Below are 16,370 nucleotides of genomic sequence, written 5' to 3'. Positions count from 1 at the left end.
GGCTTATCCTCGGATGGCCCAGAAGGCCAGGTTCAGCCCCGGGAATTCGCCTGCGACGTAGAAGGCAAAGCCGCCGGCGTTCTGCAGTTGCTGCCAGTGCTCGCTGCCGCGGTCGAGTTCGTAGTAGGTGGAACCTGCATGGAACGGGATCTGCCGCGGTGCCACCGGCAATGGCAGCAGGCCGATGCCCGGCAGCTGCAGGTTGACCAGGTCACGGATGTGCTCGACCGCGCCGATCTTGCTTTGCTGGGCGAAGCGCCCGCGCAGGGTTTCGCTCGGCACGTCGGCACGCACCACGAGAATGAAGCTGGCATTGTCGAGCAGGCTGCGGTCGGCAAGCATGGCGACATGAATGCCATAGGCCTTTTCGACAATCGGGATCGGCGTGGCCTTGCTGTCGATCAGCATCGACAGGGCTTCGCGCAGCGCCTGCATGACCGGGGCGAAGCTCGCCGCCAGGTCGTCATGCTGGTACACCGGGAACTCACCCGGGCGGCGGTTGCTGGCACAGAAGGTGGCAAACTCACCGGCCAGGCTGACCAGCTCGCTGTACAGCCGCTCCGGGTGCAACGGGCTCAACTGGCTCAGGTGCTCGACCAGCGGTTGAGCGCGATTGACCAGTTGCAGGAGCATGAAGTCGGCGATCTCCGAAGCACCACCGGCACCGGAGGCCACCACCCGCCCGGCCAGTGCTTCACCGCGTTGATGCAAAAGGCCCAGCAGTTCGCTGCGAAATGCCGACAGGCTTTTGCTCGCCGATACATCCAGCACCGGCGCGATATAGCTGTCATCCAGCACCAGGGCGCGGTCAGCGCGTTTTTCCTTGATACGTACCAGGCCTAGCGCGGCATAGTCGCTCAGGCCTTCTTCGGCGGTGATCAAGCGCAGCGCACGGGAGCCAAGGGCGACCGGGGCGCGGTTCTCGAACGGCGCGTTGTCGTCACGCACTTCGGCCACCCGGCTGACATAGCGCGCGCCACCCGCGGCTTCGCCTTCGTCCACGGTATCGCGGGCACCGGCGCGCTTGAGCGGCAAGGCCAGGTACACCAGGCCATCACGCAGGTTGTCGTCGATGTTCAGCGGGCTGGGCGCCAGGTCATCGTGGGGGATGTTGAACGGCGTGCCATCGGGCAGCAGCCCGCGGGCAGAAACGATGGCCAGCTTGCCCTGGGCCAGCAGGCCCTGGTCGACCAGCAGCTCGGAGAAGCCCCAGGCGCCCGCCGACAGCGGCCGGCTGCGGGCATCGATAAGGTTCTCGAGATAACGGTCATGCTGCTGAAAGTGCTGGGTTCCAAGGAACATGCCTTCCGACCAGACCACACGATTGTTCCAGGACATGGTTTCTCCGATCGCCTATTGGGCGGTACTGGTTGGGGAGGTATGGGCAGCGCTGCGCACAGCGCGAACATCGAGGCTGATCTGGTAGTCCAGCGGCGGCACTGGCAGCAGGCTGCGCCATTGCGCCTGGTCGATTTCGCGGTAGCCGACCACCAGGCCGATCTGGCGCGTCAGCGGGTTCAACGGCCGGTCGATGCGCACTTGCTCACCGGGCTGCACCAGCACTTCGTCCTGATCGAGCAGGTCGGCGCCCAGGGTCGCCGGGCCGCGTTCGGCCAGGGCAAAATAATCGGCGCGGCTGAAACCTGCGCTGTTCTTCAGTTCGAGAATGCGCACGCGCACAGGCGCGGCCTGGCCGTTGGCGCCCGGGTTGAGCCCGGCGGCGGCACTGAAATACAAGGTGACGCTGGTAGGCCCCGCCACCTCGGGCTGGACCGGTGCTGCGACTTCATCCTTGCTACAACCACTGAGCAGCAGTGTGGTTACCGCTGCCATCAGCATTGTTCGAATCATCCTGCGTCCTCAATGACGTGGCACTTTCCGTTTGTTTCAGGAGCGCTGCAGACGCGCGCCGTGCTCCTCGTAGGCGCGACTGAATTCGCGCCCGAACAGGTCCTGGAAGTCGTCTTCGGCTTCCCGGGAAATCTTGCTGTACAGCTCGGTGAACTGCTGCCAGTACTGCGCCTGGCGCGAACCTGCGAACAGCTTCGACAGCCCTGCCGGTTCACCGAGCCGCGATTCCAGCTGCGCCGGCTCGAAGCGCCCGAGCAGGTGCTTGATCGCCGCTTCAACACCGGCCATCACTGCCAGCTGATGCGCGCGCAAGTCGTCGAAACTGTCGCGTACCGCCTGGTCCGGCGCCATGAACGCGTGGTTGCCATGGCGCAGCAGCAACAGCAGCGCTTCATCGGCATTGGGCGCGAACTTGAGCGGGTTGTTTTCTGCCGGGCGGATCATCGTCTGCTGCATGCGGAACTCGCCCTTGAGGCTGCTGCGCGCACGCAACACATCGATCAGGCCCTCGACCATCAAGCGATAACTGCGGCCAAGGGCTTCCATCTGCGCCTCGACCTGGGCGCTGTCGATACGCAGATGTTCAAGGCCCGCACCGCGCAGGAACGCCTGGGCCAGCACACTGGAGTCGCCAGCCTGCGCCGAGGCCTCGACAGGCGCGGGCATGGGTGCGGGCATGGCTGGTTCGACAGCTACAACGACAGGCGCGGGCGCCGCCGGCACCGGTTCGGCGAACAGGTCCCAGTCTTCGGGAATCACTCCAGGGCTTGCCGGTACCGGCTCAGGCGTCGACGCTACGGGCGTTGGCGGGCGAAAATCATGCTGCTGGGCAGGCACGTGATCGGCGCGGGTCACCAGCGCAATGCTCGCCGGTGCAAGAAAATCGAACAGGTCCGGCAAGGTGGCATTGCTCGACGCGCCCTGGATCAACGCTGGCGCAACAGCATTTTGGGGGGTCGCAGCGGCACCGGCCTGGTTGGCCATCAGCGCCTCGAAGCTGTTGGCGGCGTCAGCACCGTGCGGGTTGCCATCGGCAATCTTGAAGCTTGAATCGATCCGTGCCTGGATTTCGTACTCGCCGATACGGATGACTTCGCCATCCATCAACGGCTCACTGTTACCGCGACGCAAGCGAATACCGGCGTGAATTAATTCGACACCATTAGTGCTGTTATCGGTCAGGTAATAACGGCCGTCTTTATATTGAATTACACAATGTTGCGAAGAAACCAGACGCTCCGGATCGGGCAGCACCCAATCATTATCGGGGCCGCGACCAATACTGATGGCACCTGACTCGATGAACTTTTCAGGACATTGGCCAGGGGTAATCTTGTGATAACTGGTAATAGTAAGACTCAGCGACATCACGCCTCCTTAGCAACATCCCGAATCGCCTGTGGGCCCGCTGGAGGCCTGCCACACTTGCCACGATTCGCTTCCAATCCCTGAAAAAGTCTACTGAATGTCCGAATTTCGTTCACTTTTCGCTGATGTTTATCAGTTTCAAATGACATCCACCGCTACCCTGACCAACAAGTCAATAAACCTGTACGGCCCAGTATGCAGGTCACGATGGGCCGCTAGCTTACCTTGACAGCCAATTGGAAATAAACCAAAAATGCGCAACTTGCTGAACAGGCGTGATATCACTTTGATATCAACTAAGGACAACTCAGCAAATTATGTGCGCTATGTCACAAAACCAACTAGCACACATTAGCCACCCCCACCACGGGACGATACGGAGATCGATATCTGGTGAACTCAGCGCATTTGCTCGCTGCCGTTTCGGAAAACTTTCCTTGCGGCGACGACCTTGAATACGACCCGGACTTCCTGCAATTGGAGCGTGATGCCCAAGGCCGGCCCGAGCGTGTCATGGGCGATGCCATCCAGCCTGCCGAAGCTCCGCAGTGGCGGCAGATCGAACAGTCCTGCACCGCCCTGCTGCAACGCAGCAAAGACCTTCGCGTCACTCATTTCCTCTTGCAAAGTGCCCTCGCCCTACACGGCATTGCCGGCCTGGCCAGCACTCTGCAACTGATCAACGAGCTGTTGCGCCAGTACTGGCCGCAGGTCCATCCGCAGCTCGACGCCGATGACGACAACGACCCGACAGTGCGTATCAATGCCCTCGCCGGTCTGGTCTGCGAGACCAACATCGCCCTGCTGCGCGAAAGCCTGCTGACCCGCTCCCGCGCCTTCGGCCCGGTCAGCCTGCGCGCAGCCCTGCACGCCAGCGGTTTGCAGCACTTTGCCAGCGAGACGCTCAACGCCGACGAACTCGGCGGCGCCCTGCGCGACAGCGATGGAGAGCAACTGCAGGCCACCCGCGAGGCGCTACAGCAAGCCCGCGAGGCCGCCGAGGCAATCGAGCAATACGTCAACGAGCAGGTCGGATCGGCCAGCGGAGTTGATCTGAGCGCGCTCAAGCAGCCACTGCGCCAGGCCGCGCAGATTCTTGCCGAACATGCGCCGGCCAGCGAGCAGGCCGCCAACGACGCCAGCGAAACCAGCAGCGCTGCCGACAGCTCGACGCCGGTTGCCGAGGCCGCCCCCGCGCCCGCCATCGCCCGCGCTTCGGCCGATATCGCCAGCCGCGACGAAGTGCTGCGCAGCCTTGACCGGATTCTCAAGTACTACGCCCGCCACGAGCCCTCGAGCCCGCTGCCGGTGCTGCTCAACCGCGCGAAAAATCTGGTCAACGCCGATTTTGCCGCGATCGTCCGCGACTTGATCCCCGATGGGCTGTCGCAGTTCGAAACCCTGCGCGGACCCGAAGCTGACTGAGGCCTGCGGGCCTGACCCAACGCACATACGCAACACCGTTACCGGCAACGATCGATGACGCCAATACCGTCGCACCTGCGACCAGGAGGAACAACGTGGCGAACCCCAGTTCTCAGAAATTCATTGCGCGCAATCGCGCGCCGCGGGTGCAGATCGAGTATGACGTCGAGCTCTACGGCGCCGAAAAGAAGGTCCAACTGCCTTTCGTCATGGGCGTCATGGCCGACCTCGCGGGCAAGCCTGCCGAGCCGCTGGCCCCGGTCGCCGAGCGCAAGTTCCTGGAAATCGACGTCGACAACTTCGACTCGCGCCTCAAGGCCATGCAGCCACGGGTGGCGTTCCACGTACCCAACGAGCTGACCGGCGAAGGCAACCTGAGCCTGGATATCACCTTCGAGAGCATGGACGACTTCAGCCCTGCCGCCGTGGCGCGCAAGGTCGATTCGCTGAACCAGCTGCTCGAAGCGCGGACCCAGCTGGCCAACCTGCTGACCTACATGGACGGCAAGACCGGCGCCGAAGAAATCATCATGAAAGCCATCAAGGATCCGGCCCTGCTCCAGGCCTTGGCCAGCGCGCCAAAGCCCCAGGATGCCGAGCCGAACGCTTAATCAGGACAAAGCCTCATGACCGATCCGATGCGTGATACCCAGGCCCAGCCAGCGGCCACCGAGCAAGCCAGCGAGTTCGCTTCGCTGCTGCTGCAAGAATTCAAACCCAAGACCGAGCGCGCCCGCGAGGCCGTCGAAACTGCGGTGCGCACCCTGGCCGAACAGGCCCTGGCACAAACCGACCTGGTGTCCAATGACGCGATCAAGTCGATCGAATCGATCATTGCCGCCATCGACGCCAAGCTCACCGCCCAGGTCAACCAGGTGATCCACCACCCCGAGTTCCAGAAGCTGGAAAGCGCCTGGCGTGGCCTGCACTACCTGGTCAACAACACCGAAAGCGACGAGCAGCTGAAAATCCGCGTGCTCAACATCTCCAAGCCCGACCTGCACAAGACCCTGAAGAAATTCAAGGGCACGGCCTGGGACCAGAGCCCGCTGTTCAAGAAGATGTACGAAGAAGAGTACGGCCAGTTCGGCGGCGAGCCGTATGGTTGCCTGGTCGGCGACTACTACTTCGACCAGTCGCCACCGGACGTCGAGCTGCTCGGCGAGCTGTCCAAGGTGTGTGCAGCCATGCACTCGCCGTTCATCGCTGCGGCCTCGCCGACCGTGATGGGCATGGGCTCGTGGCAGGAGCTGTCGAACCCGCGCGACCTGACCAAAATCTTCACCACCCCCGAGTACGCCGGCTGGCGCTCGCTGCGTGAATCGGAAGACTCGCGCTACATCGGCCTGACCATGCCGCGCTTCCTGGCGCGCCTGCCGTATGGCGCCAAGACCGACCCGGTAGAAGCCTTCGCCTTCGAAGAAGACACCGACGGCGCCGACAGCGCCAAGTACACCTGGGCCAACGCCGCCTACGCGATGGCGGTGAACATCAACCGCTCGTTCAAGTACTACGGCTGGTGCTCGCGGATTCGCGGCGTCGAGTCCGGTGGCGAAGTGCAGAACCTGCCGGCGCACACCTTCCCTACCGATGACGGTGGCGTGGACATGAAGTGCCCGACTGAAATCGCCATCTCCGACCGCCGTGAAGCGGAACTGGCGAAGAACGGTTTCATGCCGCTGTTGCACAAGAAGAACACCGACTTCGCCGCCTTCATTGGCGCCCAGTCGCTGCAAAAACCTGCCGAGTACGACGACCCGGACGCCACCGCCAACGCCAACCTGGCCGCGCGCCTGCCGTACCTGTTCGCCACCTGCCGCTTCGCTCACTACCTGAAGTGCATCGTGCGCGACAAGATCGGCTCGTTCAAAGAGAAGGACGAGATGCAGCGCTGGCTGCAGGACTGGATCCTCAACTACGTCGATGGCGATCCGGCCCACTCCACCGAAACCACCAAGGCCCAGCACCCACTGGCAGCTGCCGAAGTGGTGGTCGAAGAAGTCGAAGGCAACCCGGGTTACTACAACTCGCGTTTCTACCTGCGCCCGCACTACCAGCTCGAAGGGCTGACCGTGTCGCTGCGCCTGGTATCGAAGTTGCCGTCGGCCAAGGGCGCCTGAGCCCAGGCTCGCTAGAACGCCCCGTGCTGCGGGGTGTGCACTGAAAAATAATGTGGTAGATGCCACACTCTGGAGACAACATGGCAGTTGATATTTTCATCAAGATCGGCGACATCAAGGGCGAGTCCATGGACAAGGCCCACAAGGACGAAATCGATGTGCTGAACTGGAGCTGGGGCATGGCCCAGTCCGGCAACATGCACATGGGTGGTGGCGGCGGCGCCGGCAAGGTCAACATCCAGGACCTGTCGCTGACCAAGTACGTCGACAAATCCAGCCCCAACCTGATGATGCACTGCTCCAGCGGCAAGCACATCGACAAGGTCAAGCTGACCGTGCGCAAGGCCGGTGGCGAGAGCCAGGTCGAGTACCTGATCATCAACCTCGAAGAAGTGCTGATCAGCTCGCTGAGCACCGGTGGCTCGGGCGGCGATGACCGCCTGACCGAAAACGTCACCCTGAACTTCGGCAAAGTCACGGTCGATTACCAGCCGCAGAAAGCTGACGGCACCAAAGACGGCGGCCCGGTCAAGTACGGCTGGAACGTGCGCCAGAACGTCAAGATCTGATGCGTTTTGCCCTGTTCGCGGGGCAAACCCGCTCCCACCCTGTAGGAGCGGGCTTGCCCCGCGATAGGGATAACGCACTCACGCATATCACCAACGGAGCCGCCCCTTGGTAGCCGAAATCGCTGCACGTGACCGCCTGCAGCCTTCGCTGCTCGATCGTCTGACCGACGACGAGCCCGGCAACCTGCAAGAAGCCAACGACAAACGCGTGCTTTCGCTGAGCCAGCTCAAGGCCTCGGTACTACGCGACCTCACCTGGCTGCTCAACACCACTTCACTGCTCGATGCGGCCGCCACCCTCAACACCCCGGCCGGCACTTCGGTGGTCAACTACGGCCTGCCGGCACTGGCAGGTAACAGCGCCTCGAACATTGATATCAGCGCACTGGAGAGCATCATTTACCAGGCCATCGCCACCTTCGAACCACGCATCCTGCGCAGCAGCCTGCGGGTGCGCGCCCAGGTCGCACCGGGGGAGATGAACAACAACGCCCTGAGTTTCGAGATCGAAGGCGACCTGTGGGCCCAGCCGGCGGCACTGCCGTTGCTGCTGCGCACCGACCTTGACCTGGAATCCGGGCATGTCCGGGTGGCCCCCGCCGAGCGCCGGAGACGTCCATGAACCCGCGCCTGCTCGAGCTGTACAACCAGGAACTGCAACACATCCGCGAAAGCGCGGCAGAATTTTCCAGGGAATACCCGAAGATCGCCGGGCGCCTGACCCTGTCCGGTATCGACTGCGCCGACCCCTATGTCGAGCGCCTGCTTGAAGGTTTTGCCTACCTGACCGCACGGGTGCAACTCAAGCTCGATGCCGAGTACCCGACCTTCACCCACAACCTGCTGGAGATCGCCTACCCGCACTACCTGGCGCCGACGCCGTCGATGACGGTGGTGCAGATGCAGGCCGATCCAGATGAAGGTTCGCTCAGTGCCGGCTTCACCCTGCCGCGTGGCAGCGTGCTGCGCGCCACCCTTGGTCGCGATTCGCAAACGCCTTGCGAGTTTCGTAGTGCCCATGCCGTTACCCTGTGGCCGCTGCAAGTCGCCCAGGCGGAATACTTCGGCAACCCGGCAGCCCGCCTCGGGCGCCTGGCCGCCAGCGAACCGAAAGCCCGCGCCGGCTTGCGCATTACCTTGCATACCGGCGCCGACCTGCCGTTCAACGCCCTCGACCTCAGCAGCCTGCCGCTGTACCTGAACGGCGCCGACGAACTGCCGTTTCGCCTGTACGAGCAGCTGCTGGGCAACGCCTGTGCGGTGTTCGCGCGCCAGCCTGGCAGCGACTGGGTCGAGCGCATCCCGACCTCGGCCCTGCGCCCTTGCGGCTTCGATGACCGCGAGGCGGCGCTACCGGTGGTGCCGCAGGCATTCCAGGGTTACCGCCTGCTGCAGGAGTACTTCGCCCTGCCGCAGCGTTTTCTGTTCGTAGAATTTGCCGAACTGGGTCGCGCAGTAAAGCGTTGCGATGGTCAGGAGCTGGAGCTGATCGTGCTGTTCGAGCGCTACGACCAGAGCCTGGAAGGCAGCGTCGGCGCCGAGCAGTTCGTGCCCTTCTGCACCCCGGCGATCAACCTGTTTGCGCGCCGGGTCGACCGTATCCACCTCAATGACCGGGTCAACGAACATCACGTGATTGCCGACCGCACCCGGCCAACGGATTTCGAGATCCACTCGTTGAGCAGCGTTACCGGCCACGGCACCGGCCCCGACCAGGCTTTCCTGCCCTTCTATGCCGTACGCGACCCGTCGCGCTACGGCCGTGACCAGGCCTATTACATCGTCCGCCGCGAGCCGCGCATGCTTTCCAGCGAGCAGCGCCGCAACGGTACCCGCTCGACCTACATGGGCAGCGAAACCTTCATCAGCCTGGTCGATGGCCAACAGGCGCCTTACCGCCACGACCTGCGACAACTGGGGGTCAGTGCCCTGTGCACCAACCGCGACCTGGCGCTGTTCATGAACGTCGGCGATGGCCGCAGTGATTTCACCCTGGCCGACAGCGCGCCGGTGGCCGCCATTCGCTGCCTGGCCGGGCCAAGCCGGCCACGGGCCAGCCATGCCCATGACAACAAGGCCTGGCGTCTGATCAGCCAGTTGTCGCTGAACTACCTGTCGCTGACCGAGCAAGGCCAGGGCGCCGCCGCCCTGCGCGAGTTGCTGCGCCTGTACGGCGACAGCCACGACGCCGCCCTGCAGCTGCAGATCGACGGCCTGCGCGAGGTCAGCAGCAAGGCCTGCACGCGACGCCTGCCGATGCCGGGGCCGATCGTCTTTGGCCGTGGCCTGGAGATCACCCTGGAATTCGACGAAAACGCCTTTCGCGGCACTGGCGTGTTCCTGCTCGGTGCGGTTTTCGAGCGCTTCCTGGCACGTTACGTGTCGATCAACAGCTTTACCGAGACGGTGCTCCGTACCACCGAACGCGGCGAGATCATGCGATGGAAAGCCAAGCCCGGACGCCGTCCGACCCTGTGAACATCCTCAGCGAAATGCAGGCCGAACCCTGGAACTACGATTTCTTCCAGGCCCTGCGCCGGCTGCAATGCGAGTCGCCGCAGCTGCCACGCTTCGGCCATTCGCTGCGCCTGGCCGATGATCCGGTGCGCCTTGGCCAGCAGCTCGACTGTGCGTTTGCGCCGGCCACCCTGGCGGCGCTGACGCCTGCCAGTGATCAGGGCCCGGCGCGCCTGGAGCAGTTCTTCTTTGGCCTCGGCGGCCCCAACGGCCCCTTGCCGCTGCACCTGACCGAGTACATGCGCGAGCGCCAGCGCAACAATGCCGACAGCACCAGCAAGCGCTTTCTCGATGTCTTTCATCACCGTCTGTTGAGCCTGTTCTACCGGGCCTGGGCCGAAGCGCGGCCGACGGTCAGCCATGACCGGCCCGATGACGACTACTGGGCGGCCCGCCTGGCCGCCCTGAGCGGGCGCGGCACCCCGGCGCTGCGTGATCAGGGCCCGTTGCCGGATACCGCCAAGTTGCACTACAGCGGCCACCTCGCCGCCCAGACCCGCTATCCGGATGGCCTGCGCGGTATTCTCGGGGCCTACTTCGGCGTGCCGGTAAGCATCGAGGAATACGTTGGCCAGTGGCTGCAACTGCCTGAACGCAGCCGCCTGGGCGCGAGCGCCAATCAGCTGGGCATGGATGTGTGCCTGGGCAGCCATGTCTGGGACCGCCAGCACAAGTTCCGCATCTGCCTGGGGCCGCTGAGCCTGGAGCAATACCTGTCGCTATTGCCCGATGGCAGTGCCTTCGCCGCGCTGGTGGCCTGGGTCGCCGAGCACCAGGGGCACGAGCTGGACTGGGACCTGCAACTGATTCTGCAGCAGGACGAAATACCCGCCCTGCAACTCAACACTGGCCGACGCCTGGGTTTCGATACCTGGCTGGGCCGCCCGCAACACGATGCCAGCGACCTGACACTGGCTCGGTACTACGCCGAGCAAGCGAGCGCATCGCAATCCACAAGGAGTCCGGAACATGGGTGAAATCAGCCGCGCCGCGCTGTTCGGCAAACTCAACAGCGTCGCTTACAAGGCCATCGAGGCCGCCACGGTGTTCTGCAAATTGCGGGGCAACCCCTATGTGGAACTGGCCCACTGGTTTCATCAGTTGCTGCAACTGCAGGACTCGGACCTGCACCGCATCATTCGCCAGTTCAACCTGGAGCCAGCGCGCCTGGCCCGCGAACTGACCGAGGCCCTGGACCGCCTGCCGCGCGGCTCGACCTCGATCACCGACCTGTCGTCCCAGGTCGAAGAGGCGGTGGAGCGTGGCTGGGTGTATGGCAGCCTGATGTTCGGCGAAAGCCAGGTGCGCACCGGTTACCTGGTGCTCGGCATCCTCAAGACTCCGAGCCTGCGCAATGCCCTGCTCGGCCTGTCGTCGGAGTTTGCCAAGATCAAGGTCGAAGCCCTCAGCGAGCGCTTTGACGAGTACGTCGGCGACTCACCGGAAAACGCCCTGGGCGCCAGCGACGGTTTCAATGCCGGCGCCGTGCCGGGCGAAGCCAGCGGCGCCATGGCCCCCAGCGCCCTGGGCAAGCAGGAAGCGCTCAAGCGCTTTACCGTCGACCTCACCGAGCAGGCGCGCAGCGGCAAGCTCGACCCGATCGTTGGTCGCGACGAAGAGATTCGCCAACTGGTGGATATCCTCATGCGTCGCCGGCAGAACAACCCGATCCTCACCGGTGAAGCCGGGGTGGGCAAAACCGCAGTGGTTGAAGGCTTTGCCCTGCGCATCGTTGCCGGCGATGTTCCGCCATCGCTCAAGGACGTCGAATTGCGCAGCCTGGATGTCGGCCTGCTACAGGCCGGGGCGAGCATGAAAGGCGAGTTCGAACAGCGCCTGCGCCAGGTCATCGAGGACGTTCAGGCCTCGCCCAGACCGATCATCCTGTTCATCGACGAAGCCCACACCCTGGTCGGTGCCGGTGGTGCCGCCGGCACCGGCGATGCTGCCAACCTGCTCAAGCCCGCGCTGGCCCGTGGCAGCTTGCGCACCGTGGCCGCCACCACCTGGGCCGAGTACAAGAAGCACATCGAGAAAGACCCGGCCCTGACCCGGCGTTTTCAGGTGGTGCAAGTCGCCGAGCCGAGCGAAGACAAGGCACTGCTGATGATGCGCGGCGTGGCCTCGACCATGGAGCAGCACCATCAGGTGCAGATCCTCGATGAAGCCCTGGAAGCCTCGGTCAAGCTCTCCCACCGCTACATCCCGGCGCGCCAGTTGCCAGACAAGTCCGTCAGCCTGCTCGACACCGCCTGCGCCCGCGTCGCCATCAGCCTGCATGCGGTACCGGCCGAGGTCGACGACAGCCGTCGACGCATCGAGGCACTGCAAACCGAGCTGCAGATCATCGCCCGCGAGCAGGCCATCGGTATCGCCATCGGCAACCGCCAGCAACAGTCTGAAACCTTGCTGGCCACCGAGCGCGAGCGCCTGGCCGAACTGGAAAGCCGTTGGGCCGAAGAGAAGGCCCTGGTCGACGAGCTGCTGGCCACCCGCGCGCAGCTGCGCGAAAACGTTGGGGTGGTCGACCGCGACACCGGCAGCGAACAGAGCCATGAGCTGCGCGAAAAACTCATCGACCTGCAGCAGCGCCTGAGCGCCCTGCAAGGTGAAACCCCGCTGATCCTGCCAACCGTCGACTATCAGGCGGTGGCCTCGGTGGTTGCCGACTGGACCGGCATCCCGGTCGGACGCATGGCCCGCAACGAGCTCGAGACCGTGCTCAAGCTCGACCAGCACCTGGCCAAGCGCATCATTGGCCAGGACCATGCCCTGCAGATGATCGCCAAGCGCATCCAGACCTCCCGCGCCGGCCTCGACAACCCCAACAAACCGATCGGCGTGTTCATGCTCGCCGGCACCTCCGGGGTGGGCAAGACCGAAACCGCCCTGGCCCTGGCCGAAGCCATGTACGGCGGTGAGCAGAACGTCATCACCATCAACATGAGCGAGTTCCAGGAAGCCCATACCGTCTCGACCCTCAAGGGCGCTCCGCCCGGCTATGTCGGCTATGGCGAAGGTGGCGTGCTGACCGAAGCGGTGCGGCGCAAGCCCTACAGCGTGGTGCTGCTCGACGAGGTGGAAAAAGCCCACCCGGACGTGCACGAAATTTTCTTCCAGGTGTTCGACAAGGGCGTGATGGAAGACGGCGAAGGCCGGGTGATCGACTTCAAGAACACCTTGATCCTGCTCACCACCAACGCCGGTACCGAGCTGATTTCCCGGGTGTGCAAAGACCCGCAGAACACCCCTGAACCCGAGGCCATCGCCAGCGCCCTGCGCCAACCGCTGCTGGAAATCTTCCCGCCGGCGCTGCTCGGCCGCCTGGTGACCATCCCCTACTACCCGCTCAGCGACGAGATGCTCAAGGCCATCACCCGCCTGCAGCTCGAGCGCATCCGCAAGCGCGTGCAAGGCACCCACAAAGTGGCCTTCGACTACGACGACGAAGTGGTCGACTTGATCGTTTCGCGCTGCAGCGAGACCGAGAGCGGTGGGCGGATGATCGACGCGATCCTGACCAACAGCCTATTGCCGGACATGAGCCGCGAGTTCCTCACCCGCATGCTCGAGGGCAAAGCCCTGGCCGGGGTGCGCATCAGCCGCCGCGACAACGACCTGCACTACCACTTCAGCGACGCGCCGTGATGGCGCGTTTGACGAGATAAGCGATGCTATTCAAGCAATTCACCCGACTGGCGCAGATCAACAGCCCGCTGGGCCCGGATGCACTGATCCTGGCGGAAATGGGCGGCGGCGAAGAGCTGGGGCGGCTGTTCGACTACGAGTTGCAGCTGACCTCGGACAACTCGGCCATCGACCTCAACCAGTTGCTCGGCAAGCCCATGAGCCTCAGCCTGCAACTGGAGCTGGGCCGCTCGCGGTATTTTCACGGCATCGTTTCGCGCTGCAGCCAGAGCATCGACCGCGGCCAGTTCGCCAGTTACCGGGTGACGCTGCGGCCTTGGCTGTGGCTGCTGAGCAAGACCTCCGATTGCCGTATCTTCCAGAACCAGACCATCCCGCAGATCATCAAGCAGGTGTTTCGCGACCTGGGTTTTTCCGACTTCGAAGACAGCCTCAGCCGCCCCTACCGTGAGTGGGAGTACTGCGTGCAGTACCGCGAGACCAGCTTCGACTTCGTCAGCCGCCTGATGGAACAGGAAGGTATCTACTACTACTTCCGCCATGAGAAGGATCGCCACGTGCTGGTGCTGGCCGATGCCTATGGCGCCCACCAGGTGGTGCCGGGCTACGAGTCGGTGCCGTACTTTCCACCTGATGGTCAGCACCGCGAGCGTGACCACCTCAACGACTGGCACCTGGCCCAGGAGGTGCAGTCCGGCTCGCTGGAGCTTAACGACTACGACTTCCAGCGCCCCAGCGCGCGCATCGACGTGCGCTCGCAAATGCCGCGCCCGCACAGCGCCGGCGACTACCCGCTGTACGACTACCCCGGCACCTATGTGCAGAGTGAGGACGGCGAGCATTACGCCCGTACCCGTATCGAAGCGCTGCAAAGCCTGCATGAACGCATCGAACTGCGCGGCAATGCCCGCGGCCTGGCGGCAGGCAACCTGTTCAGCATGAGCGGCTTCAGCCGCCAGGACCAGAATCGCGAATACCTGATCGTCGGTGCCCGCTATTACATCGTCCAGGAGCGCCTGGAAACCGGCGCCGGCGGCGGCAATGCACAGTTCGAAAGCAACCTCAGCTGCATCGATGCGCAGCAGAGCTTCCGCCCCCTGGCCAGCACCCTGCGCCCGCAGGTCAAGGGCCCGCAGACCGCCATCGTGGTTGGCCCGGCCGGGGAAGAGATCTGGACCGACCAGTATGGCCGGGTCAAGGTGCACTTCTACTGGGACCGCCATGACCAGTCCAACGAGAACAGCTCGTGCTGGATTCGCGTGTCCCAGGCCTGGGCCGGCAAGAACTGGGGTTCGATGCAGATCCCGCGGATCGGTCAGGAAGTGATCGTCAGCTTTCTTGAAGGCGACCCCGACCGGCCGATCATCACCGGCCGGGTCTACAACGCCGAGCAGACGGTGCCCTACGACCTGCCGGCCAATGCGACCCAGAGCGGGATGAAAAGCCGTTCGAGCAAAGGCGGCACGCCGGCGAACTTCAACGAAATCCGCATGGAGGACAAGAAGGGCGCCGAGCAGCTGTACATCCACGCCGAGCGCAACCAGGACATCGAAGTCGAGAACGACGAGAGCCACTGGGTGGGCCACAACCGCAACAAGGTGGTGGACTTCAGCGAAGTGGCGACCATCGGCGAAGACCGCATTCGCGCGGTCAAGCGCGATGACATTTTGCTGGTGGGCTCGACCAAGACCGACAGCATCAGCCGCAGCTACCTGATCGAGGTTGGCGAAAACCTGCGCCTGGTGTGCGGCAAGAGCGTGCTCGAACTCAACGCCAGCGGCCAGATCAACCTCACCGGCGTGCAGTTCAACTTCAACGCCGAAGGCAATGCCCAGTTCAACACCGGCGGCACCCTGGACCTGAACATCGGCGGCGCCCCCGGCGCCACTGCGGACGGGCAAGGCGTCAAAGGCACCATCGATGGCGCCGTGGAAGCGATCTTCCCCAAGCCCAAAGCCAGCCAATAAAGAGATTTGCGCGTCATGACTTATCGCCTCAACGAATTCCAGCTCGCCCTGCCCGATGCCGAAATGCAGGACACCAGCATCAACATCCTGCGCTTTGCCAAGCTCGGCACCTCGCTGATCATCAGCCGCAGCTTGCTGGCCGACGGCGAAACCCTGCAAAGCAACTTCGACGGCCAGCTCGAGCGCCTGCAACAACAGGTCAAGGACCTGCGCTTCCAGCCGGGCCAGGCCGTGCGGCTGGGCGCCGAGCAGACGGTGGAAGGCATCGAGCTGCGCAGCCAGTTCAGCAAGGGCAACGAAAAGGTCTTCCAGTACCAACTGGCCCTGGTACTGCCCGGCACGCGCAAGATGTTCGCCCTGAGTTACGTCAAAGCCCAACCGCTGGGTGATGCCGAGGCTGCGCACTGGGCAGCGATCAAGCAATCACTGAACTTCGACACCCTGGCCTGATGAGCACCTTGCATGTCTGACGCTCTTTGGGCCGCCCGCCAGGGCGATGCGCTGATGCACACCTCGATGATGGCCGACATCGTCGGCGGTGTGCTGGAAGTGGCCGCCAACGTCGCCATCGGCATGTTGGCCACCGCGGCGGTGACTGCGGCGCTTGGGCTTACCGTGGTCACCGGCGGCCTCGGCTGTTTCGTGCTCGGCGCGGTGGTCGGTATCGTGGTCGGCGTGGCCATGAGCAAGACCGGGGCCGACAAGGGTTTAAGCAGTTTATGCGAGGGTATCGGCAATTTTCTGTTCCCGCCCTCTGTGCAGGCCAACATCCTCACTGGCTCGAAAAACACCCACACCAATGGCAAACCAGCCGCCCGCGCTGCTGGCGTCATCGTCGCCGCGGCGGCGCCCGCTGGCAGTGATGCCGCCCAGCCACCTGCCGAAGAGGAAGAAGAAAGCTTCCT

At 63.7% G+C, this 16,370-nt stretch carries 13 protein-coding genes and 1 pseudogene; 11 read left to right on the top strand and 3 right to left on the bottom strand.

The features are described from left to right. Window positions 1-3: 3 nt before the first annotated feature. From tssK to tagH, 3 genes are read right to left on the bottom strand one after another with little or no spacing between them, the layout of a single operon-like run. Window positions 4-1,338, bottom strand: a complete 1,335-nt coding sequence (gene tssK, locus ACIOVF_RS24900; protein ID WP_093378512.1) for a type VI secretion system baseplate subunit TssK — start codon at window positions 1,336-1,338, stop codon at window positions 4-6. Between the two features lie 15 nt (window positions 1,339-1,353). Next, entirely contained in the window at window positions 1,354-1,851 is a 498-nt protein-coding gene (tssJ, locus tag ACIOVF_RS24895; RefSeq protein ID WP_045202269.1) for a type VI secretion system lipoprotein TssJ, read from the bottom strand. A gap of 36 nt (window positions 1,852-1,887) precedes the next feature. Beyond that, window positions 1,888-3,219 (bottom strand): type VI secretion system-associated FHA domain protein TagH, encoded by a 1,332-nt coding sequence (gene tagH / locus ACIOVF_RS24890; protein WP_401293253.1) that lies wholly within the window; start codon window positions 3,217-3,219, stop codon window positions 1,888-1,890. Window positions 3,220-3,612: 393 nt separating this feature from the next. Between tagH and tssA the strand changes: the two genes are divergently transcribed. From tssA to ACIOVF_RS24835, 11 genes and pseudogenes are all read left to right on the top strand, one after another. Beyond that, a complete protein-coding gene (gene tssA / locus ACIOVF_RS24885; RefSeq protein ID WP_401293250.1) occupies window positions 3,613-4,644 on the top strand; it encodes a type VI secretion system protein TssA in 1,032 nt (343 codons plus the stop codon). 95 nt (window positions 4,645-4,739) lie between these two features. Then, a complete protein-coding gene (tssB, locus tag ACIOVF_RS24880) occupies window positions 4,740-5,255 on the top strand; it encodes a type VI secretion system contractile sheath small subunit (RefSeq protein ID WP_010221277.1) in 516 nt (171 codons plus the stop codon). Between the two features lie 15 nt (window positions 5,256-5,270). Then, window positions 5,271-6,764, top strand: a complete 1,494-nt coding sequence (gene tssC / locus ACIOVF_RS24875) for a type VI secretion system contractile sheath large subunit (RefSeq protein ID WP_010221276.1) — start codon at window positions 5,271-5,273, stop codon at window positions 6,762-6,764. An 80-nt stretch (window positions 6,765-6,844) separates the two neighbouring features. Then, window positions 6,845-7,333 carry a type VI secretion system tube protein Hcp gene (locus ACIOVF_RS24870; RefSeq protein ID WP_038998241.1) on the top strand — a complete coding sequence of 163 codons (489 nt, stop codon included), beginning with the start codon at window positions 6,845-6,847 and terminating at the stop codon, window positions 7,331-7,333. Window positions 7,334-7,439: 106 nt separating this feature from the next. Next, the gene (gene tssE / locus ACIOVF_RS24865; RefSeq protein WP_093378493.1) at window positions 7,440-7,955 is read left to right on the top strand and encodes a type VI secretion system baseplate subunit TssE; all 516 of its coding nucleotides are present in this window, start codon (window positions 7,440-7,442) and stop codon (window positions 7,953-7,955) included. Continuing rightward, complete coding sequence (tssF, locus tag ACIOVF_RS24860; RefSeq protein WP_401293245.1) at window positions 7,952-9,811, top strand: type VI secretion system baseplate subunit TssF; 1,860 nt, start codon at window positions 7,952-7,954, stop codon at window positions 9,809-9,811. The genes tssE and tssF overlap by 4 nt, the downstream gene beginning before the upstream one ends. Continuing rightward, the gene (gene tssG, locus ACIOVF_RS24855; protein ID WP_401293242.1) at window positions 9,775-10,827 is read left to right on the top strand and encodes a type VI secretion system baseplate subunit TssG; all 1,053 of its coding nucleotides are present in this window, start codon (window positions 9,775-9,777) and stop codon (window positions 10,825-10,827) included. The genes tssF and tssG overlap by 37 nt, the downstream gene beginning before the upstream one ends. Then, window positions 10,820-13,498 (top strand): type VI secretion system ATPase TssH, encoded by a 2,679-nt coding sequence (gene tssH, locus ACIOVF_RS24850; protein ID WP_401293239.1) that lies wholly within the window; start codon window positions 10,820-10,822, stop codon window positions 13,496-13,498. The genes tssG and tssH overlap by 8 nt, the downstream gene beginning before the upstream one ends. Window positions 13,499-13,521: 23 nt before the next feature. After that, window positions 13,522-15,465, top strand: coding sequence for a type VI secretion system tip protein VgrG (locus ACIOVF_RS24845; RefSeq protein ID WP_401293235.1), 1,944 nt, complete (start codon window positions 13,522-13,524; stop codon window positions 15,463-15,465). A gap of 15 nt (window positions 15,466-15,480) precedes the next feature. Beyond that, complete coding sequence (locus ACIOVF_RS24840; RefSeq protein WP_195885250.1) at window positions 15,481-15,915, top strand: DcrB-related protein; 435 nt, start codon at window positions 15,481-15,483, stop codon at window positions 15,913-15,915. A 12-nt stretch (window positions 15,916-15,927) separates the two neighbouring features. Then, window positions 15,928-16,370 (top strand): annotated as a pseudogene (locus ACIOVF_RS24835) (type IV secretion protein Rhs); the annotation flags it as partial.

This window comes from Pseudomonas sp. NPDC087612 (genome assembly GCF_044743505.1).
Lineage (GTDB): Bacteria > Pseudomonadota > Gammaproteobacteria > Pseudomonadales > Pseudomonadaceae > Aquipseudomonas.
Note: the sequence above shows the minus strand (reverse complement) of the source record. Positions and strands in the feature narration are given on the sequence as shown.